The sequence below is a fragment of the Caballeronia sp. LP006 genome (assembly GCF_031450995.1).
Classification (GTDB): Bacteria; Pseudomonadota; Gammaproteobacteria; order Burkholderiales; family Burkholderiaceae; genus Caballeronia.
The window spans coordinates 2909843-2929618 of sequence record NZ_JARTVW010000005.1 but is presented as its reverse complement, the minus strand read 5'-3'; the positions used below and the strand labels follow the sequence as shown (position 1 = coordinate 2929618).

The window sequence follows — 19776 nt, the reverse complement described above, 5'->3', positions numbered from 1 at the left end:
CGGCTTTGCAGCGTGGCGCTTCAGGCTTTCATCAACCTCGCGTTCCTCGCGAAATCTCCGATCCGGCATCGAGCGGCAATCGCGCGGTTATCGGCATCGACAAAAACGAAAACATTCCGACGACGAAAAACGCGGGCCAAAAATCCGACCACTGCACAGCCGAATGTCCGTTCAGATACTGCGAGAACTCGAGCGTCACGCCGGCGATCGTCACACCCAGCCCGAGCGATACCTGCTGCACGAAGCTCGCGAGACTCGTCGCGCGTCCGACATCGCGCGTTTCGATCTCCGCATAAGCGAGCGAGTTGAGGCTCGTGAACTGCAATGCGGGAAAGAAGCCGCCGAGCAGCACGACTGCCCAGATCAGCCAGGTCGGCGTGCCCGGAAAGAAGGTCCCGCAGGCGGCGATGGCAATGCCGGAAAGCGCCGCGTTGAAGAAGAGCGTGCGTCGAAAGCCGAAGCGCCGCAACACGCGCGACGCCAGCGAGCGCATGAACATGCCGCCGAAAGCCGAAGCGCAGGTGATCGCGCCGGACTTGAAGGCCGTCATGCCGAGCCCTTCCTGCAACGCGAGCGGCAGCAGAAACGGCACCGCGCCAAGCCCGATGCGAAAGAGCGATCCGCCGATCACGCTCGCCTGAAACGTCGGCACCTTGAAGAAGCGCAGATCGAGCAGCGGCCGTTCGACGCGCGCCGCATGCATGATGTAGAACGAGACCATGAGCGCGCCGACGACGCACATCGCAACGGCCACGCTTGGCGACACGAGCTCGCCGCCCACGAGCGACAAGCCGAGCAGCAGCAGCACGCCCGCGCCCGCCGAGAGAAAGAAGCCGAACCAGTCGAGCCTGCCCGGATGCTCCTCGCGCGAATCCGCGATGTAGCGGTTGGTCAGATAGATACCGAGAATGCCGATCGGAATGTTGATGAAGAAGATCAGCCGCCAGTGCAGATAGGTCGTGATGAAACCGCCGAGCAGCGGCCCCACGGCGGGTCCGAGCATTGCGGGCAGCGAGAGATAGTTCATCGCGCGAATGAAGTCCGCGCGCCGCACCGAGCGGAAGATGATGATGCGCCCGACCGGCACCATCATCGCGCCGCCGACGCCTTGGATGAAGCGCGCCACCGTGAATGGTCCGAGCGAGGTGGACGCCGCGCAGAGGATAGAGCCGACCACGAACACGCCGATGGCCGCACGAAACACGGTGCGTGCGCCGAAGCGGTCGGCGACCCAGCCGCAGATCGGTATGAAGACGCCGAGGCCGAGCACATAACTCGTGACGGCAATCTTCAGCGTGACGGGATCGCGCCCGAAGGCACGCGCCATTTCGGGAATCGCAGTGACGATGACATTGGCATCGACGCTTTCCATGAACATCGCGCACGCGACGATGAGAGGGGCGATGAGAGCTTTGGCGATCGGCATGGAGAATCGCGTTCGACACGAGGCAGCGAGAGCGGCGATTATGGCACCGATATGGAGCAGCCGACGAGTACGAAACTCGCAACGCGCCGCGATGAACATGGAAGAGGAGTGGAAGCGATGGACCCGCAAGACCTGCAACGACTCGTCACGCAGACGATGCCCTACGGCAAGTACAAGGACCGGCTCATCGCCGACTTGCCCGCTCACTATCTCGCGTGGTTCGCGCGTGAGGGTTTTCCAGAGGGCAAGCTGGGTCGCCTGCTTGCGCTCATGCATGAGATCGACCATAACAATTTGCGCTCTCTGCTCGATCCGCTACGAGGCCGCTGAGGCTGTGCGTCAAGCGCTATAGGTTGTATTTGCCGGGAACGCAAGACACAATATCTAGTGGAAATTGGATGCGCCAAATGCTAGACTTCGGCAACGGTTTCGACGCATCGGAGCGCTTTGCCGAGAGGTCGGAAACAGCCTTCGGTGCATGCATGAACAGGCTTCGAACCCTTGCATCGAGTCACTCGTCGAGCTCATGCATCCGCGTCTCGCGAGACCACGGCAAAGCACATCGAAGCACGGCGAAGAGCATGCAGAGATGACGTATCGACACCACGAATCATCCAAGCGCTTGAGTCTTGTGACATCGCTCGACATTGCATCGCTCGAACATCGCAAGCAAGAACGTCAGCGCTACGCGGCATCTATCGCGAAGAGAGTCATCGAGCAAGCGCGAAGTCACGCGACATGATTTGATTGTCAGCCGCAAAGCCTTATGCGGCAACGCTCTCAGAGCTTCGAGAGAACACGGTCGAAGCGCTCGCCGATGTCATCAAACACACTCGATCAGGACCGCTTCACACACGCTTCCACCGATCTTGCATGACGCTTCACACACGATGTGATGAACCAAATGTTGTATGCAGGAAGCAACGCCGAAACTAAAACGCGTGAAAACGAGAATTTCCATGAGCAAACTCTTTTAATGCTCATGGAAAGATGGTACAAACCGAACTAAATTGATGGTGAGAATTTATGCTCAACTGGGATGACGAGACCACTGCCGTAGCTCCCTCGAGCGCTTCGCAACAGAACCCGTTGCAGAACGCTCAAGGCACGACTTTCGGTACGCAAGGTACAGCGCATGTCGATCATCGTGCTGCCCAAGCTCATCAAGCTGCTCATCAGATCGCGCAAGCGAACAACATCTTCTCCGATGGCTTCGTTCCGCCCGCAGCCGCGACTCCTTCCGCTGGCGTCATCGCCGCGCAAAGCGAAGCACGCGTCAACGTCGCGGACAAACGCATCATCAACGGCAAGACCGACGTCAATCAGTTGGTGCCGTTCAAGTACAAGTGGGCGTGGGAAAAGTACCTTGCGGGTTGCGCGAACCATTGGATGCCGCAGGAAGTGAACATGTCGCGCGACATCGCCCTGTGGAAAGACCCGAACGGTCTTTCGGACGACGAGCGCCGCATCGTCAAGCGCAACCTGGGCTTCTTCGTCACGGCAGACTCGCTCGCCGCGAACAACATCGTGCTCGGTACGTACCGTCACATCACCGCTCCCGAGTGCCGCCAGTTCTTGCTGCGCCAGGCGTTCGAAGAAGCCATCCATACGCACGCGTATCAGTACATCGTCGAATCGCTCGGGCTCGATGAAAGCGAAATCTTCAACGCCTATCACGAAGTCGCTTCCATCCGCGCGAAAGACGAGTTCCTGATTCCGTTCATCCAGACGTTGACGGACCCGGCCTTCACCACGGGCACGCTGGAAGCGGACCAGAAATTGCTGAAGTCGTTGATCGTGTTTGCCTGCATCATGGAAGGGCTGTTCTTCTATGTAGGCTTCACGCAAATCCTGGCGCTGGGTCGCCAGAACAAGATGACGGGGGCTGCCGAGCAGTATCAGTACATCCTCCGCGATGAATCGATGCACTGCAATTTCGGCATCGACCTCATCAACCAGATCAAGCTCGAAGAGCCGCAATTGTGGACCGCCGACTTCAAGGCCGAGATCCGCGAGCTCTTCAAGGAGGCGGTCGAACTTGAATATCGCTACGCTGAAGACACCATGCCGCGCGGGGTGCTCGGCCTGAACGCGTCGATGTTCAAGAGCTACCTGCGCTTCATCTGCAACCGGCGTTGCCAGCAGATCGGGCTTGACCCGCTCTACCCGAACGAGGAAAACCCGTTCCCGTGGATGAGCGAAATGATCGACTTGAAGAAGGAACGCAACTTCTTCGAGACACGCGTGATTGAGTATCAAACCGGCGGCGCGCTGACCTGGGAATAACAACAAGCCCAGGACGTGTTGCAGACGAAATCGATGGGACGGCCGGGCAGCGGCGTGACACTCACGCGCGCTCGGCCGACAAGGTTTAGGAGAACGGTCGCCTGATGCAGAGTGCGCCTTGTGACTTAGCTAGCCCGTGCTCGTACACGGCTGCGATAGAAGACAGGCCTTTTGCGATCCCTTCAATGGGATGGGCAAACTTCCCCCCGGAAAACGCCAGCGGCAAGCTCGCTGGCTCGATCAAGCGATGGCCGGCGCCGCGTATCAGCGGTGCTGACACTATCTGGCGCGCGGTGCCAAAGGGCACGGCGCGCCTTGCCGTATTCATTAGCGTAAGCAGGTGGGATCAGCGTACGCCGATGAATAATCCGCTTCGTAGCGTGCGCCTTGAGAAGCGACGCGTGGGAAGCGGGTTTTGACGAAGGGTGTAGTTTGAACTGACTCTCATCTGAAAACCTGAAGGAGAAAAACCATGGCAGTTGCCAAGAAAAAACCCGCAGCCAAGAAGGTTGCAGCAAAGAAAGTCACCGCAAAGAAGGCCGCCCCGGCGAAGAAAGTAGCAGCCAAGAAGGTCGCCACGAAGAAGGTAGCAGCCAAGAAAGTCGCGGTGAAGAAGGTCGCGGCGAAGAAGGTTGCAGCGAAGAAGGCTCCGGCCAAGAAGGCGGCAGCAAAGAAGGTAGCGTCGAAGAAGGTCGCAACGAAGAAGGTTGCTGCCAAGAAGGCGCCCGCCAAGAAGGCTGCAGCGAAGAAGGTAGCCACCAAGAAAGTAGCCGCGAAGAAGGCGCCTGCGAAGAAGGCCGCAGCGAAGAAGGCTGCTGCCAAGAAGGCGCCTGCTAAGAAGGCTGCGGCGAAGAAGGCCCCCGCGAAGAAGGCTGCCGCGAAAAAGGCTGCCGCGAAAAAGGCTCCTGCAAAGAAGGCTGCCGCGAAAAAGGCTCCCGCCAAAACCGCTGCTGCCCCTGCTCCCGCCGCCGCGCCTGCCCCCGCTGCCGCTCCTGCTTCCGCTGCTCCCGCAGCGAAGAAGGCTCCCGCAGCCAAGAAAGCTCCGGCCAAAAAGGCCGCTGCTGCGAAGAAGACTACGGCTGCCGCTCCTGCAACGACGGCAACGACCGTATCGACGCCTGCTCCGGCTCCGGCCGCCGCAGTCAAGACGGCGTTGAATCCGGCGGCAGCATGGCCGTTCCCGACGGGCAGCCGTCCGTAAGTCTTTACGTTCGTAGTTGGCAGGACCACGGCACACACCGATGTGCCTTTCGACCGGGTAGGCCTACCCGGCCTCAAACCCGCTGCTCAGGGAAACCTGGCGGCGGGTTTTTCCGTTCGCATGACTTGGGGCTTCGCCGCGTTTTCGTGAGCCCAAAAAAAGCGCATGCATCTTTCGATACATGCGCTTCGTTCGGAACGCGAAAGACCTGCGTGCGCTCGATGTGACGAGCCCACACGAGGGCTAATCCTCCGCTGAATACCTTAGTGCGTGACGCGTGTGACGCCGCCACTCGACAGCAGGCGAACCCGCTCGCCTGCCTGGAACACTTCTCCGTTCGAGGTTTGCGTGATGGCGCGCATGTCGCCGTTATCGAGACGCACGGTGATCTCCAGGCCGTTCTTCATGGCGACGTTGTTCTCGACCGCGTTACCCGCGACCGCGCCCGCCAGACCGCCGATGATGCCCGCGATGATCGACCCGTTGCCGCCGCCAATGACGCTGGCTGCGGCCACGCCGCCGAGCGCGCCGCCACCTATGGTGCCGAGACCGGTCGGTTGACCGTTGTTCGAGCTGATCTTCACGCCCCGCACGCTTTCGACGGTCGCCATGCGCACCGTCTCTTCACGTTGCGCCTGCGAAGCCGTGTACACGTCCGGCGAACTGCTGTTGTAGGCGCAGCCCGTGAGCGCCACCGAGCCGACGAGCGCTACTGCAAGCGCGATACGACTTATCGTTTTCATTCCATTACTCCACTCAATCACGACAGGCTGCTTCCGAAAGCCTGCTTGTAACGCTCTTCAATTTCGGCACGTGCCGGCTCATAAGTTTGCGGACCCTGATGTTCGATCTTCAATGCGCCCATCAGACTTGCAAGACGGCCCGTCTTTTCCCAACCAAGCTTGTTTTCGATACCGTACAGCAGGCCGCCGCGGAACGCGTCGCCGCAGCCAGTGGGATCGACGACTTGCCGCGCTTTCACGGCGGGCACTTCGAGCACGCCGTCCTCGTGATAGATCTGCGCGCCATGCTCGCCGCGCGTGATGATGAGCGCATCGACGCGGCTCATGATGTCTTCGATCGACCATCCGGTCTTGTTGCTCAACAACTTGGCTTCGTAATCGTTGACCGCCACGTAAGTGGCAAGTTCAATCATGCGACAAAGCTCGACACCTTCCAAGATCGGCAGACCCTGACCCGGATCGAACACGAACGGCACGCCCGCCGACGCGAACTGCGCCGCGTGCTCGCGCATGCCGTCGGCGCCATCCGGAGCCACGATGCCAAGCGAGATGTTCTTCGCTTCGTCGGCGCGGTTCAGGTGCGACTCCATCATCGCGCCGGGATGGAACGCGGTGATCTGATTGTTCGCCAGGTCGGTCGTGATGAAGCATTGCGCCGAGTGCTGGTCCGGCAAGACGCGCACGTACTCTTTCGAGATACCGAGCGCGTCGAGCCGGTCGATATACAACTGAGCATCCGCCGCGCCCAGTGTCGCCATGATCTTGGGATCGCCGCCAAGTAGCTTGAGCGCGTAGGCGATGTTGCCCGCGCAGCCGCCGAAGTTGCGCCGCATCGTCGGCACCAGGAAGCTGATGTTCAGCATGTGCACCTGGTCCGGCAGGATGTGGTCGCCGAAGCGGCCCTGGAAAGTCATGATGTTGTCGTAGGCGAGCGAGCCGCAGATAAGCGTAGCCAAGGCGAACGTCCTTTAAGTTTAGGTGCCGAGGAAGAGGGTGCGCATACGGCGCGCGGCGGTGAAACCCTTATGAGCGTCCACCGCGTCCCGTATGCGGACCGCCGGACCGCCGCGGCGGTCCGGCATGCCGTCGACCTTACTTGAGCGAAGCAAGCGCGGCGTCGTAATTCGGCTCCTGCTTGATTTCCGGCACGAGTTCCGAATGCAGCACCTTGTTGTCTGCGTCCAGGACAACGACGGCGCGTGCCGTCAGGCCCTTGAGCGGTCCGCTCGTGACGTCCACGCCATAAGCTTCCGCGAATTCGTGACCGCGAAACGTCGATGCCGTCACCACGTTTTCGATGCCTTCGGTCGTGCAGAAGCGCTTGGCGGCGAACGGCAGATCGCCTGAGACGACTACCACGACCGTGTTGTCGAGGCCGGCGGCGGCTTCGTTGAACTTGCGCGTCGAGGTCGCGCAGGTCGGCGTGTCGAGACTCGGCACAATGTTCAGCACTTTGCGCTTGCCCGCGAAATTCGCCAGCTTGACGTCGCCGAGATCGGCGCCGACGAGCGTGAATTCGGCCGCCTGCTGTCCGGCGCCCGGAAACGTGCCGCGTACGTCGATAGGATTGCCGCCGAGGGTAACTTGACTCATGTTGCGCTCCAGAGAATGTGTCAGATGCTGACGGGAAAGCGCGCGCGTTCGTTCATCTTCGATGCCAACGCGCGCGTCAGAAGGGACAGGGTTCGTGCGGCCGCGCGGGCACGCATCACGGATAGAAAACTTGAACCCTGTAGTTCGCGGCGACCGCATCGCCCGTATCCAGCCTCACGACGACCGGCTGCGCGCTTTGCGGCGGAAGGCCGATGGCGAATATCGTACCCGGTCGGGCGTAATCCTGCGGCCACAGCACGCGGCGCACGGCGACGTTGCTCTTGTCGTCGAGCAGGGTGAGTTCGAGCGCAGGATAAGCCAGCGACACATCCGACCGATTGCGCAGCGACAGCTTCAGTTCGAGCTTGTGCGGACCGTCGACCTGACGCAGCCCGGAGCTCTCGATCTGCAGCCCGTCGATATAGCGCGGCGGCGCGATGGTGCAGCCGAGCTGATAGCAGATATCCGCGTAGAGCGAATGCGTGCCGGGAACGTAGACCATGACGGATTCGCGTTGCCACCACAATATCTGGCCGATCAGCGTCAGCACGAGCAGCACCGAGAGCACGATGCCCGCCGCGCGCCAGCCCGTGCGCGGACGCGTCCATTCGGGATCGGGCGGATCGAGCGGACCGAGTGCATCGCGCGATTCGCGGATGACCGGGAACGCTTCGTTGGCGCTGGCCGCGTGCGCGGCGCCCGGCGGGCGCGGTGATTTTGCGCCGAAGGCCGGCTCGGGGTCCTTGCCCCAGTCGGCGGCGGGCGCGGGCTCCGGTGCGGGACGCGGCGGTTCGGCCGCGGTCGGCGTCGGGCCGATGAACGGCTCCGCGCGATCGTCCGGCGGAACGAAGCGTGCGGCGGGTGTCTCGGACGGAGGGACAGGGCGCGTTGGAGATTGTGCGGCCGGGGCGACGTGATCGGCTGGCGGTGCATCGACACGAACGAACTGCTTCGCGGGATGGTTCTGCGCTGGTTGCGTGGATGCAGGCGTATTCGCGTAGACGGTGCGGTCGCTGTCCTCTTTAGGCGCTAAAGGCACGGGCGGCGCGGGCGGATTATTCGCGCCCAGATCGAGCGGTCGAGGCGCAGATGCAGACGGTCCGCTTGGAACCGGCGCAGGTGTCTTTCGCGTGATCGGCTTGGCGGCGGGAGGCGTAGAAGGCTTTACAGCGGCAGGCGCTGCCGGACTCGGCGTCGCCGGCTTCTCTACTTCCTTCGCTATCTTCGGCGCTGCCGGCGCCGTAACACCCGGAGATTCCGCTGCCACCGAATTCGCCGATGCATCGCCATTCGCGTCGGACGCAAAGCTTGCAGGACCGACGGCGACTTCATCGTCGATGATCGCCGCATGTTGCGCCTCGTGCGGCGCGGCGTGCTCTTCCGGAAGCTCGAAGCGATGATGCGCGGCGTCGAAGACTTCCTGACAATGGCCGCAACGCACGCGGCCGTCATGCGGCGCGAGCAGATGCGGGTCCAGCCTGAAGACGGTTTCGCAGTGTGGGCAGCGGGTTGCCAGCGCCATAGGAGAGTGCCATTGGCCTCGCGGCCTAGTCGTGGACGATGGCGTTATTCTAAAGGCTTTCGCGCCGAGTTCCGGCGAGGCACACCCAGCCTTCGTGCTCGCGCCAGACAGCGATGTCGATCCACTGCGCGTAGACCGCCGCAACCTCGTCGGCCTGTCGCGCGAGAATGCCCGACAACGCGATACGGCCGCCCGCTTTCACCTTCGAGGCAAGCATCGACGCCATCAGCTTGAGCGGATTGGACAGAATGTTGGCAACGACGATATCGAACTCGCCGGCAGGACATTCGTCGGGCAGACCGTAGGTGACGTCGGCGTGATTGCGTTCGCTATTCTGACGCGCGGATTCCACCGCCTGCGGGTCGATGTCGATGCCATATACCGGCTGCGCGCCACACTTCTTCGCGAGGATCGCGAGGATGCCGGAGCCGCAACCGTAATCGAGCAACGACTGTCCCGGTTTCACCGACTGCTCCAGCCACTCCATGCAGAGCCGCGTGGTCGGATGGCTGCCCGTACCGAACGCGAGGCCCGGATCGAGTTCGAGCACGAGCGCGTCCGGGTCGGGCGCGTCATGCCACGAAGGCACGACCCAGATACGCTCGCCGATATGAATCGGATCGAACTGCGCTTGCGTGAGCCGCACCCAATCCTGCTCTTCGACTTCGCGCAGGGAATAGGCGGGCGTGTCGGCAAGACCGATTTCATTCGCGGCGGCCGCGAGAAGCACGGCGGGATCGGCGTCGTCGGCGAGCAGCGCGACCACGCGCGAACGCTTCCACGCGCTCGTCTCCGGCGTGAGGCCGGGTTCGCCGAAAAGCGGTTGCTCGTCAGGCGTGTCGGCGTCGGCGTCCTCGACGGAGACCGACAGCGCGCCCACGTCGAGCAACGCATCCGACAGCGCTTCCGCGTGCTCGCGATCCAGCTCGGCGATCAATTCCCGGTAACTCATGCTAATCGACTCGCTTATGCCTTCGACTCTTCGGCCACCGCCGCCTTGCGCGCGGCGAGCTTGTTTTCGAGGTAATGGATGCTCGTGCCGCCTTCGACGAACTTGGCGTCGATCATCAGTTCGCGATGCAGCGGGATGTTGGTCTGAATGCCTTCCACGACCATTTCCGAGAGCGCGATCCGCATGCGGTTGATCGCCTGCTCGCGCGTCGCGCCATAGGAGATCAGCTTGCCGATCATCGAGTCGTAGTTGGGCGGGACGAAATAGCCGTTGTAGGCGTGCGAATCGACGCGGATGCCCGGACCGCCCGGCGCGTGCCACGACGTGAGACGTCCCGGCGACGGCGTGAACTTGAACGGATCTTCCGCGTTGATCCGGCATTCGATCGCGTGGCCGCGAAACTGAATGTCTTTCTGGCGGATCGAGAGCTTCTCGCCAGCCGCGATGCGAATCTGTTCCTGCACGATATCCACGCCCGTGATGAGTTCCGTCACCGGATGCTCGACCTGCACGCGCGTATTCATTTCGATGAAGTAGAACTCGTTGTTCTCGTACAGGAACTCGAACGTGCCCGCGCCGAGATAGCCCATCTTCTTGCACGCGTCGGCGCAGCGGTCGCCGATACGCTCGATCAGCCGCCGCGCGATGCCCGGCGCCGGCGCTTCCTCGACCACTTTCTGGTGTCGGCGCTGCATGGAACAGTCGCGCTCGCCGAGCCAGATCGCGTTACGGAACGAATCCGCCAACACTTGAATCTCGATATGCCGCGGGTTCTCCAGGAATTTCTCCATGTAGACCTGCGGATTGCCGAACGCCCGGCCCGCTTCCTCGCGCGTCATGTTGACCGCGTTCACGAGCGCCGCTTCCGTATGCACGACGCGCATGCCGCGTCCGCCGCCGCCGCCCGCCGCCTTGATGATGACCGGATAGCCGACCGTGCGCGCAATCTTCACGATCTCTTTTGGATCGTCCGGCAACGCGCCTTCCGAGCCCGGCACGCACGGCACGCCGGTCTTGATCATGGTCTGCTTGGCCGTGACCTTGTCGCCCATCATGCGGATGGTTTCGGGACGCGGCCCGATGAACGTGAAGCCCGATTGCTCGACGCGTTCGGCGAAATCGGCGTTCTCGGAAAGGAAGCCGTAGCCGGGGTGGATGGCTTCGGCGTCCGTGACTTCGGCCGCGCTGATGAGCGCGGGCATGTTCAGATAGCTGAGGTTCGACGGCGCCGGACCGATACACACGGCTTCGTCGGCCAACTTCACGTACTTTGCTTCCTTGTCGGCTTCCGAGTAGACGACAACGGTCTTGACGCCCAGTTCGCGGCACGCGCGCTGGATGCGAAGCGCGATCTCGCCGCGGTTCGCAATGAGGATTTTTTCAAACATGGCTGTGGGTCGGCTCATCAACGGGCGCGACGGGCGCGCCCTCGGGAATCGAATCGGCGGCGCGCGGTTCGGGCATCGTGGAAAACCGATGCGAAGCGCGCGGACACGGCGGGCAGCCGGAGATCGAAAACACGGTGCGAGCCATCGTGATGAGGTGCATCCGGCGTCGTCCGGCGTAACGCGTCAGTCGCCGATCACGAAGAGCGGCTGGCCGTATTCGACCGCCTGACCGTTCTCGACGAGGATCTCCTTCACGACGCCAGACTTGTCGGCTTCGATCTCGTTCAGGAGTTTCATGGCTTCGATAATGCAGATGGTCTGGCCTTCCTTGACCGTATCGCCGACCTGGACGAACGGATCCGCGCCCGGCGAAGGCGCGCGGTAGAACGAGCCGACCATCGGCGAAGTGACGATGTGTCCTTGCGGCGCGACGGCAGCGGGGCTCGCGGCGGGCGCCGCCGAACCTTCGCCTGCGCCGCCGGCGAACGGCGCGGGTGCGGCCTGCATTTGCGGCGCGTATTGCTGAGGCGCCTGCATGTAGACCGGCGCCGCATTCTTGACGATGCGAACCTTGCCTTCGCCTTCCGTCACTTCGAGTTCCGAGATGCCGGATTCCGAGACGAGGTCGATCAGCGTTTTAAGTTTACGAAGGTCCATCGAAAATTCCCCTTTCAATGCTTGGAGACCGGGACTGCCCCCGGTGCTTAACTTGACTTTGTGGTGTTCTGACTGTCAGCCGCAGACCGGCAGGGCCAGCGCTTCGGCACGCGTTCGCTGCAAGCGCCGTGCGCTGGACCAAACGTGAGCCGAAGTTGCGGCGGCAGAATCGATTGGCACGCAAGGCGCGTTCATGTCGAATGCGTCATCGTGATCGTTTTGAAGCGCGCTCCCCGATGGCCTGCGAAAAGGCTGGTCGACACGCACCAAACGCGTGTCGGTTTCGACAGCAATGTCGCCTTGCGGCACCGGTTGAGTGTTCATGGTCGCTTCGGGTTGTGCGGAATTCGGCGCACTTTAGCGCTCTTTAGAGAATTTTGTCTAGTTTTACCGTTCCGACAGGGTCCGATCAGTAGGGCAGAAGTTCGGACAAGTCGTAGCGAAAGAGCGAAGTTCCGGCAAGATCGGCGTTCAACCTGCTAACTTGCTGCCTATTGAGCGACACTTCGGTTAAAAACGCAGCGAATTTTTACAGCGCGTCGAGTGTACGCTTAAGTTCGGCGACGTTGACTTCACCAAGCTTGGTCGACCGGACCACGCCTTTTGCGTCGATCACGACGGTGAACGGCAAACCGCCCGCATTATTGCCGAAGCTGCGCGCGAGGTCGGCGCCGCCGAAGCCCGTCACATAGACGGGATAGTCCACCTTCACCTTAGCGAGAAAATCGTTGACGTTCTTCTCGCTGTCCACTCCCAAGCCGATGAATGTGATGCCTTTTTTCTCATATTCGCGATGCAGCGCCGACAACTCCGGCATTTCCTTGACGCACGGTCCGCACCACGAAGCCCAGAAGTTCACGACGACCGGTTTTCCTTTGAAGGATGCAAGCGGTTGCGCGGTGCCCGAGGCTCCGGGCGGCGCGGCCTTCCATAATTGTTCGACGGCGTTGCCGTTGTTCTGTGTCGCGGCCACGGTTTCGCCGCCGGTGAAGACATGCCCCGCGTAGAAGCCGCCGACCGTCGCCGCGACCGCGACGACTAGAAGCGCCAGAATCCGTTTGCTGTTCATAGGAAAAATAGAGTCAGCCGCTGATTTCGAGCGACGGGGTATCGGGATGATCGAGCAGCGTGCGCACCGTCGCGGCGTTCGCCCGCGCGAGACGACCGCGGCCATCGGCGCGCACGGCGCCGCGCAGGTCGTCAGGATCGTACAGCGCGATGTGCAGGCCCATTGGTTCCTCGCCGGGTATGCGCTGCAAAAAACTCAGCGTTTCCACGTAACCGCGCCCGGCGAAATGTCGCGTCTCCGACACGTCGTACTGAATGTTCGCATTCAGCAAGTAGATCGCGACTTCCTTCGGGTTGTCGCAGAAGCATTGCAAGTGGACGTCGGAATGCTCGCCCGCCGTGCCGTTTAGTACCGCGCCCGTCAGATAAGGATCGAAGGGCTTCAACCGTTCCATCCATTCGAGCGCGAACTCGCGCATGCGGCGCAGGACGACAGGCTGACTGTCGCTCTGGAAGATCGCCTGATACTCGCGGATCTCCTCTTCGATCTGATCGTTGTCGGGCAAAAACTCGCCGCCGATCTTCGCCTCGCCGACCACCTGCCGCGCCGCCTTGCGCTTGGCTGTGGAGTAGTCGAGGCCGTCTTCGGCGATCATTCTCGCGGCCGCGATGGCGATTTCCTCGCGCACGCGCTGCGGATCGAAATGTGATTTGCGAACCATGGCGAAATAATACTAGATATCGTTGAACGGCTTCGATCGGGTCTCGATCGAGCGTTGATCGGCCCTCGATCGCGCCGGTTTGCATCGGCTGCCGGCGGGCGTAAGGTGGCGGAGTGCGTCGGTTACAATATGCGCCTCCAGGCGTCTTCGCGCACGGCGTGCACGCGGCGCCGTTTCATGTTTCCCGCACTCTTCGCCCACGCGGCGCGACACGGTTTATGCACATCCACATCCTCGGCATCTGCGGCACCTTCATGGGCGGACTCGCCGTGCTGGCGCGCGAAGCGGGCCACAAGGTCACCGGCTGCGACGCCGGCGTCTACCCGCCGATGAGCACGCAACTCGAAGCGCAAGGCATCGAACTGATCGAAGGTTACGGCGTCGAGCAACTCGCGCTCGAACCCGACCTGTTCGTGATCGGCAACGTGGTGTCGCGAGGCAATCCGCTGATGGAGGCCATTCTCGACCGCGGCCTGCCTTACACGTCGGGTCCGCAGTGGCTCGGCGAGCACGTGCTTGCGGGCAAGTGGGTTCTGGCGGTCGCGGGCACGCACGGCAAGACCACGACGAGCTCCATGCTTGCGTGGTTACTGGAAGATTCGGGCTTGAATCCGGGCTTTCTCATTGGCGGCGTGCCGCTCAACTTCGGCATTTCCGCGCGACTGACCGACTCGAGCTTCTTCGTCATCGAAGCCGACGAATACGACACCGCGTTCTTCGACAAGCGCTCGAAGTTCGTCCACTATCGGCCGCGCACGGCGGTGCTCAACAATCTCGAATTCGATCACGCCGATATCTTCCCCGATCTCGCCGCCATCGAAACACAATTTCATCATCTCGTGCGCACGGTGCCGGGCATCGGACGCATCGTCACGAACGGGCGCGAAGGCGCGCTCGAACGCGTGCTGACGCGCGGCTGCTGGTCGAGCGTCGAACGCTTCGGTGTGGATGGCGGCTGGCAAGCGCTACCCGCGACCGAGGGCGCGCGCGTCGACGAGCAATTTGCGGTGTATTGGGAAGGCGAGCGTCAAGGCGTGGTCGAGTGGCAAGTGCAGGGCGAACACAATCGCATGAACGCGCTCGCGGCGATCGCAGCGGCGCGCTCGGTTGGCGTGCCGGCGTCGCAAGCGGTCAAGTCGCTGGCGAGCTTTCGCAACGTCAAGCGGCGCATGGAAGTGAAGGGCAGCGTGGATGGGGTCACCGTCTACGACGACTTCGCGCACCATCCAACCGCCATCGAAACCACGGTTGCCGGCCTGCGCACGCGTATTGGCGACGCGCGCATTCTGGCCGTGCTGGAGCCGCGCTCCAACACCATGAAACTCGGCACGATGAAAGCGCAGTTGCCCGGCAGTCTCGCCGACGCGAATCTCGTGTTCGGCTACGGCGCGCGTGATGGCCGCGACAAACTCGGCTGGGATCTGGCGGAAGCGCTCGCACCGCTCGGCGACAAGGCACAGGCATTCAACGAGATCGAACCGTTGGTGAAGGCGGTCGCGGCCGCCGCGCGCCCCGGCGACCACGTGCTCGTGATGAGCAACGGCGGCTTCGGCGGCGTGCATCAAAAGCTGCTCGACGCACTTTCGGCGCGTCCGTCCGGAGGAAACGCGTGATTCTCTACCTGCACGGCTTTCGCTCCTCGCCCCAATCTTTCAAGGCGCGCGTCATGCGTGCGCGTCTGGCGGACCTCGGGCGGCTGAGCGAATGGCAGTGTCCGGTATTGCCCGTCTCGCCGAAAGAAGCGATCGAACTGGCGGAATCGCTCGTCGCGAATACGTCCGCTGCTGAAATCACCGTGGTCGGCAGTTCGCTCGGCGGTTTCTACGCCACGTATCTCGCCGAAAAGCACGGCTGGCGCGCCGTGCTGCTCAATCCCGCCGTGGTGCCGAAGCGCGATCTGAGCCACTATCTCGGCGAACAGCCGCTGTGGCATGGCGGCGGCAGCATCACCGTGTTGCCGCGCCATCTGGACGAACTGCGCGCGCTCGCCGTCGAGAAGATCACGCAGGCCGAGCGTTACTATCTGATTGCGGCCACCGGCGACGAAGTGCTCGATTACCGCACCATGCTCGCCCACTACCCCGGCGTGCGCACCACGCTGATCGAAGGCGGTGATCACGCCATCAGCGACTTCCCCGACTATCTGGACGACGTGCTCGCGTTCTGCGGACGCGAACCGCCGCCCGCCGTCGCATCTGCGGCCGCGTGACACGCGCGCGGCGCGAGGACATAGCCCATTCAACCGCCGGCGCGCTTGCCGCGACCCGGTCCACCGTTTTACGAGAGTATTGAGTGAACGTTTTCTTCGAGGAATCGGGTAGTTTCAAGGCCGGATCGGTGCTGTCCAAACAGGGCGATGCCTTCCAGGTCGAATTGCCGGGCGGACGGCGTGCGAAAGTGCGCGCGAAAGACGTGCTGATCGAATTCGATAAACCCGCTGCGGGCGAGCTGATGCAGGAAGCCGACGCCATCGCACAGGAAATCGATCTCGACTTTCTGTGGGAATGCGCGCCCGACGACGAATTTCCGTTCGCCACGCTCGGCGCGGATTACTTCGGCGACAAATTCGGCGCGGCCGAACGCGCGGCGCTCGTGCTGCGCATGCATGGCGCGCCGGTGTACTTTCGCCGCAAGGGGCGCGGGCAGTATCAGCGAGCGCCGCAAGAGCAATTGCAGATGGCGCTTGCCGGGCTCGAACGCAAGCGTCAGCAGGCGCTCGTGCAAGCGGGCTACGAAGAGGAACTGAAGGCGGGCAAGTTGCCCGAAGCGCTCGCGGGCAAGGCAATCGGTTTGCTCACGAAGCCCGACAAGAACTCCATCGAGTACAAGGCGCTCGAAGCGGCGGCGGCCGCGCGCGGAATTTCGCAAGCGCGGCTCATGCTGGAATGCGGCGGAATTGCCTCGGCGCGGGCCTTGCACGAAGCGAAGTTCCTGTCGGAGTTCTTTCCGCACGGCGTCGGTTTTCCATCGCTGCAACCCGCGCCTTTCCCGGAAGACTTGCCCGAAGCGGATGTCGAAGCATTCTCCATCGACGACGTCACGACGACCGAAATCGACGACGCCTTCTCCGTCCAGCATCTCTCCGATGGCCGCGTGCGCGTGGGTATTCACATCGCGGCGCCGGCGCTTGGCATCGCGCGGGGCGATGCGATCGACGCCATTGCGCGTGGCCGGCTGTCCACGGTCTACATGCCGGGCGACAAGATCACCATGTTGCCCGACGACGTCGTCAATGTTTTCACGCTCGGTGAAGGCGGCTTGCGCCCGGCGCTGTCGCTTTACATCATCGTGAATCGCGAGACGCAGGAGATCGTCGCCACCGAAACGCGCGCCGAACGCGTATTTGTGAAGTCGAATCTGCGCCACAACCATCTCGACGAACACGTCACCGAAGAGACGCTCGCGGACGGCAGCGGCGATTATCCGCATAAGGCGGACATTGCCGTGCTCTGGCCGCTGGCTCAAGCGCTCTTCGAAAAGCGACAGCAGGCGCGCGCCACTTACGGTCTGAAGCGCGAAGTGCAGCGCAACAACGACTTCAATTTCTATGTTGAAGGCGAGCACATCACCATTACGCCGCGCCGCCGTGGCTCGCCGCTCGATCTGATCGTCGCCGAACTGGCGATTCTCGCGAACTCGTCGTGGGGCGCGTTTCTCAACGATCACGGCGTACCGGGCATTTACCGATCGCAGCGCGGTTTCGGCGGTCCCGGTCCAAAGCGCACGCGCATGCAGACCACGCCCGCGCCGCACGAAGGCTTGGGTGTCGCGCAATATGCGTGGAGCACCTCGCCGCTGCGCCGTTATGTCGATCTCGTGAATCAGTGGCAATTGCTCGCGTGCGTGCAGCATGGCGTGACGGCCAAGCTCGCCGCGCCGTTCAAACCGAAGGACGCGGATCTCTTCGCCGTGGTGCAAGGTTTTGACGATACCTACACCGCTTATGCCGATCATCAGCGCCGCATGGAGTATTTCTGGTGTCTGCGCTGGCTCAAGCAGGAGAACAAGCGGCAAGTTCCGGCATCGGTCATCAAGGACGATCTGGTGCGTCTCGAAGAAATTCCGCTGATCCTGCATGTGCCCGGACTCGGCGTGCATGCGCGCGGCACGCGTTTGATGCTCGAAGTCGTATCTATCGATGAACTGACCGTCGAGGCGTCGTGCCGCCTGCTGCACGTGATCGACGCGCCCACGCAAAGCGCGCCGGTGGAAGAAGACGAAGCCGAGGAAGAGATCGTCGAAACCGTCGATCTCAGCGCCGAAAGCGAAGCCGAAGCGCAGGCGGAAGTCTCCGCGACGGAGCCGTCGGCCGAAGGTGCCGACGGAGTCGAGGGTGCAGGCGAATCGCAAGCGTCTTCGGAGCGGGCGGAATGATGCCGCGCGCTGGCATGATCCAGAGCGCGCACGCCGCGCGCCAACTCACGGGACGCGCGCGATGACGCAACGCGATCAATACGTGGTGATCGGCAATCCGATCGAGCACAGCAAATCGCCGTGGATTCACGCGAAATTCGCTATCCAGACCGGCGAGCCTATCGAGTACGGACGCATCCTCGGGCCGCTCGGCGGCTTCGACAAGCAAGCCAGAACGTTCATGGCGTCGGGCGGACGCGGCATGAACGTGACCGTGCCCTTCAAACTCGACGCCCACGCTTTCGCCAATACACTCTCGCCGCGCGCAGCCGCTGCGGGCGCGGTCAATACGCTGTCGTTTGGTGCGGATGGCGTGCGCGGCGACAACACGGACGGCGTCGGCCTCGTGCGCGACATCGAAGTGAATCTCGGCGTGAGCCTCACGGGCAAGCGCGTGTTGCTGCTTGGCGCGGGCGGCGCGGCGCGCGGCGTCGTGCTGCCTATCTTCGATCGCTCGCCGGCGGCGCTCACCATCGTGAATCGCACGGCTGAGAAGGCGCTGCAACTGGTCGATCAGTTCGCGGAAGCCGCGCTCGCGTCGAACGTGCGGTTTGCGGGCGGCAGCGCGAAGAGCGCGGAAGAAGGGCGCTACGACGTCATCGTCAACGCGACCGCGGGCAGTCTCGACGCCGCCTTGCCCGACTGCGACGCCGCCGCGTTCGGCGCCGGCACGCTCGCCTACGACATGATGTACAGCGCGAAGCCAACCGTGTTCATGCAGCACGCCGAACGCCTTCAGGCGCGCGCGGCGGATGGCCTCGGCATGCTCGTCGAACAGGCGGCCGAATCGTTCTTCATCTGGCGCGGCGTGCGCCCGGACGGCGGCGCGGTATTGCGCGAGCTGCGCCAGGTGCTCGCAGCCAAAGTCTGATGACGACCGCACCCATTTCCGAGCACACGCGCACGCGGCAGCGGCGCGGGGTGCGGCTCGGTCCCGCGCGCTGGATCGGTTATGGCGTGTCGGTACTGGTTATCGCCGCGCTCGCGACGCAGCTCTACTTCTTCGCGCAGATCGCGGTCTGGACCGTGGTGAATCCCGGCGCGACGGCCTTCATGCGCGCCGACGCCTGGACCCTCGCGAAAGAGCGTCCTGGCATCGAACTGCAACGCACGTGGGTTCCGTACGACCAGATTTCGCGCAATCTGAAGCGCGCGATCATCGCGTCGGAAGACTCCAACTTCGTCAATAACAACGGCTACGAAACCGACGCCATCTTGCAAGCCTGGGAAAAGAACAAGGCGCGCGGAAAGATCGTCGCGGGCGGTTCGACCATTTCGCAGCAACTGGCGCGGAATCTGTTCTTGTCGCGCGAGAAAAGCTATATCCGCAAGGCCGAGGAACTCGTCATCACGTCGATGCTCGAGCTTTTGATGGACAAGCAGCGCATCTTCGAGATCTATCTCAATTCGGTTGAGTGGGGTAATGGCGTCTACGGCGCGCAGGCTGCGGCCCAGTATTACTACAAGACGACGGCGGCAAAGCTGTCCGCGTCGCAAAGCGCACGGCTTGCCGTCATGCTGCCGCGTCCGAAATACTTCGACGATCACCGCGCGACGCCGTATCTGACCAGGCGCGCCAACGTAATCGCGCGGCGAATGGGCGCGGCCGAGTTGCCCGAGTGAAATTTAGCTGGCCGCGATAAACAAAAAAGCCCTGATTTATCAGGGCTTTTTTGTTTTCAAAAGGCTGTCGGCCGTCAGCTTTACTCCCATTATGTGAACAGTGCGATCACATATTGAATTATCGAGATAGGCGGAACTACAATCCGACCACAGCATAAAAAGCACACGCGCCAGTCCTCCGAGACGGGCGCGACGAAGAATATCCAGAACAACGGAGACAAGTCATGCAATCGATCGCCTGC

Annotated in this window: 18 protein-coding genes and 1 pseudogene; 9 read left to right on the top strand and 10 right to left on the bottom strand. The window is 62.3% G+C overall.

What is annotated here, in order from left to right:
• Window positions 1-31 precede the first annotated feature (31 nt).
• Window positions 32-1426, bottom strand: a complete 1395-nt coding sequence (locus P9250_RS30240; protein ID WP_244826271.1) for an MFS transporter — start codon at window positions 1424-1426, stop codon at window positions 32-34.
• 117 nt (window positions 1427-1543) lie between these two features.
• Between P9250_RS30240 and P9250_RS30235 the strand changes: the two genes are divergently transcribed.
• The 4 genes and pseudogenes from P9250_RS30235 to P9250_RS30220 all read left to right on the top strand — a co-directional run bounded on the left by P9250_RS30235 (window position 1544) and on the right by P9250_RS30220 (window position 4913).
• Complete coding sequence (locus P9250_RS30235; RefSeq protein WP_250465684.1) at window positions 1544-1756, top strand: DUF3820 family protein; 213 nt, start codon at window positions 1544-1546, stop codon at window positions 1754-1756.
• Window positions 1757-2452: 696 nt separating this feature from the next.
• Window positions 2453-3712 carry a ribonucleotide-diphosphate reductase subunit beta gene (locus P9250_RS30230; protein ID WP_250465682.1) on the top strand — a complete coding sequence of 420 codons (1260 nt, stop codon included), beginning with the start codon at window positions 2453-2455 and terminating at the stop codon, window positions 3710-3712.
• Window positions 3713-3816: 104 nt separating this feature from the next.
• Window positions 3817-4153: pseudogene (locus P9250_RS30225) on the top strand (hypothetical protein).
• Window positions 4154-4184: 31 nt separating this feature from the next.
• Window positions 4185-4913 carry a histone H1-like DNA-binding protein gene (locus P9250_RS30220; RefSeq protein WP_244826268.1) on the top strand — a complete coding sequence of 243 codons (729 nt, stop codon included), beginning with the start codon at window positions 4185-4187 and terminating at the stop codon, window positions 4911-4913.
• Between the two features lie 263 nt (window positions 4914-5176).
• On the opposite strand, the gene P9250_RS30215 is transcribed toward P9250_RS30220, so the two are convergent.
• From P9250_RS30215 to P9250_RS30175, 9 genes are all read right to left on the bottom strand, one after another.
• Complete coding sequence (locus P9250_RS30215; RefSeq protein WP_244826267.1) at window positions 5177-5656, bottom strand: glycine zipper 2TM domain-containing protein; 480 nt, start codon at window positions 5654-5656, stop codon at window positions 5177-5179.
• A gap of 17 nt (window positions 5657-5673) precedes the next feature.
• Window positions 5674-6612 (bottom strand): carbohydrate kinase family protein, encoded by a 939-nt coding sequence (locus tag P9250_RS30210; RefSeq protein WP_244826266.1) that lies wholly within the window; start codon window positions 6610-6612, stop codon window positions 5674-5676.
• Between the two features lie 136 nt (window positions 6613-6748).
• Window positions 6749-7249: a thiol peroxidase gene (gene tpx, locus P9250_RS30205; RefSeq protein WP_250465680.1), complete on the bottom strand. Its 501-nt coding sequence runs from the start codon at window positions 7247-7249 to the stop codon at window positions 6749-6751.
• Between the two features lie 115 nt (window positions 7250-7364).
• Window positions 7365-8771, bottom strand: a complete 1407-nt coding sequence (locus P9250_RS30200) for a DUF3426 domain-containing protein (protein WP_310396738.1) — start codon at window positions 8769-8771, stop codon at window positions 7365-7367.
• Window positions 8772-8820: 49 nt separating this feature from the next.
• Window positions 8821-9723, bottom strand: coding sequence for a 50S ribosomal protein L11 methyltransferase (gene prmA, locus P9250_RS30195; RefSeq protein WP_310396737.1), 903 nt, complete (start codon window positions 9721-9723; stop codon window positions 8821-8823).
• Window positions 9724-9737: 14 nt separating this feature from the next.
• Window positions 9738-11111, bottom strand: coding sequence for an acetyl-CoA carboxylase biotin carboxylase subunit (gene accC / locus P9250_RS30190; protein WP_244826262.1), 1374 nt, complete (start codon window positions 11109-11111; stop codon window positions 9738-9740).
• Window positions 11112-11294: 183 nt separating this feature from the next.
• The gene (gene accB / locus P9250_RS30185) at window positions 11295-11768 is read right to left on the bottom strand and encodes an acetyl-CoA carboxylase biotin carboxyl carrier protein (protein ID WP_244826261.1); all 474 of its coding nucleotides are present in this window, start codon (window positions 11766-11768) and stop codon (window positions 11295-11297) included.
• Between the two features lie 529 nt (window positions 11769-12297).
• A complete protein-coding gene (locus P9250_RS30180) occupies window positions 12298-12837 on the bottom strand; it encodes a TlpA disulfide reductase family protein (protein WP_310396734.1) in 540 nt (179 codons plus the stop codon).
• A gap of 13 nt (window positions 12838-12850) precedes the next feature.
• Window positions 12851-13498, bottom strand: a complete 648-nt coding sequence (locus P9250_RS30175) for a UDP-N-acetylmuramate--alanine ligase (protein WP_244826259.1) — start codon at window positions 13496-13498, stop codon at window positions 12851-12853.
• Window positions 13499-13716: 218 nt separating this feature from the next.
• Here P9250_RS30175 and mpl point away from each other — a divergent pair, with 218 nt between their 5' ends.
• The 5 genes from mpl (at window position 13717) to mtgA (ending at window position 19534) form a co-directional block, all read left to right on the top strand.
• On the top strand, window positions 13717-15111 hold the full coding sequence (gene mpl, locus P9250_RS30170; RefSeq protein WP_244826258.1) for a UDP-N-acetylmuramate:L-alanyl-gamma-D-glutamyl-meso-diaminopimelate ligase: 1395 nt from the start codon (window positions 13717-13719) through the stop codon (window positions 15109-15111).
• Entirely contained in the window at window positions 15108-15707 is a 600-nt protein-coding gene (locus P9250_RS30165) for a YqiA/YcfP family alpha/beta fold hydrolase (protein ID WP_310396732.1), read from the top strand. The genes mpl and P9250_RS30165 overlap by 4 nt, the downstream gene beginning before the upstream one ends.
• 83 nt (window positions 15708-15790) lie before the next feature.
• Window positions 15791-17872, top strand: a complete 2082-nt coding sequence (locus tag P9250_RS30160) for an RNB domain-containing ribonuclease (RefSeq protein ID WP_310396730.1) — start codon at window positions 15791-15793, stop codon at window positions 17870-17872.
• Window positions 17873-17933: 61 nt separating this feature from the next.
• Window positions 17934-18782, top strand: coding sequence for a shikimate dehydrogenase (gene aroE / locus P9250_RS30155; protein WP_310396728.1), 849 nt, complete (start codon window positions 17934-17936; stop codon window positions 18780-18782).
• Complete coding sequence (gene mtgA / locus P9250_RS30150) at window positions 18782-19534, top strand: monofunctional biosynthetic peptidoglycan transglycosylase (protein WP_244826254.1); 753 nt, start codon at window positions 18782-18784, stop codon at window positions 19532-19534. The genes aroE and mtgA overlap by 1 nt, the downstream gene beginning before the upstream one ends.
• The last annotated feature ends 242 nt before the right edge of the window (window positions 19535-19776 follow it).

Excerpts from the sequence above, each read along its gene's own strand:
- P9250_RS30240 (WP_244826271.1), bottom strand. The coding sequence starts at position 1,426 with ATGCCGATCGCCAAAGCTCTCATCGCCCCTCTCATCGTCGCGTGCGCG.
- P9250_RS30235 (WP_250465684.1), top strand. The coding sequence starts at position 1,544 with ATGGACCCGCAAGACCTGCAACGACTCGTCACGCAGACGATGCCCTAC.
- P9250_RS30230 (WP_250465682.1), top strand. The coding sequence starts at position 2,453 with ATGCTCAACTGGGATGACGAGACCACTGCCGTAGCTCCCTCGAGCGCT.
- P9250_RS30220 (WP_244826268.1), top strand. The coding sequence starts at position 4,185 with ATGGCAGTTGCCAAGAAAAAACCCGCAGCCAAGAAGGTTGCAGCAAAG.
- P9250_RS30215 (WP_244826267.1), bottom strand. The coding sequence starts at position 5,656 with ATGAAAACGATAAGTCGTATCGCGCTTGCAGTAGCGCTCGTCGGCTCG.
- tpx (WP_250465680.1), bottom strand. The coding sequence starts at position 7,249 with ATGAGTCAAGTTACCCTCGGCGGCAATCCTATCGACGTACGCGGCACG.
- P9250_RS30200 (WP_310396738.1), bottom strand. The coding sequence starts at position 8,771 with ATGGCGCTGGCAACCCGCTGCCCACACTGCGAAACCGTCTTCAGGCTG.
- prmA (WP_310396737.1), bottom strand. The coding sequence starts at position 9,723 with ATGAGTTACCGGGAATTGATCGCCGAGCTGGATCGCGAGCACGCGGAA.
- accC (WP_244826262.1), bottom strand. The coding sequence starts at position 11,111 with ATGTTTGAAAAAATCCTCATTGCGAACCGCGGCGAGATCGCGCTTCGC.
- accB (WP_244826261.1), bottom strand. The coding sequence starts at position 11,768 with ATGGACCTTCGTAAACTTAAAACGCTGATCGACCTCGTCTCGGAATCC.
- P9250_RS30180 (WP_310396734.1), bottom strand. The coding sequence starts at position 12,837 with ATGAACAGCAAACGGATTCTGGCGCTTCTAGTCGTCGCGGTCGCGGCG.
- P9250_RS30175 (WP_244826259.1), bottom strand. The coding sequence starts at position 13,498 with ATGGTTCGCAAATCACATTTCGATCCGCAGCGCGTGCGCGAGGAAATC.
- mpl (WP_244826258.1), top strand. The coding sequence starts at position 13,717 with ATGCACATCCACATCCTCGGCATCTGCGGCACCTTCATGGGCGGACTC.
- aroE (WP_310396728.1), top strand. The coding sequence starts at position 17,934 with ATGACGCAACGCGATCAATACGTGGTGATCGGCAATCCGATCGAGCAC.
- mtgA (WP_244826254.1), top strand. The coding sequence starts at position 18,782 with ATGACGACCGCACCCATTTCCGAGCACACGCGCACGCGGCAGCGGCGC.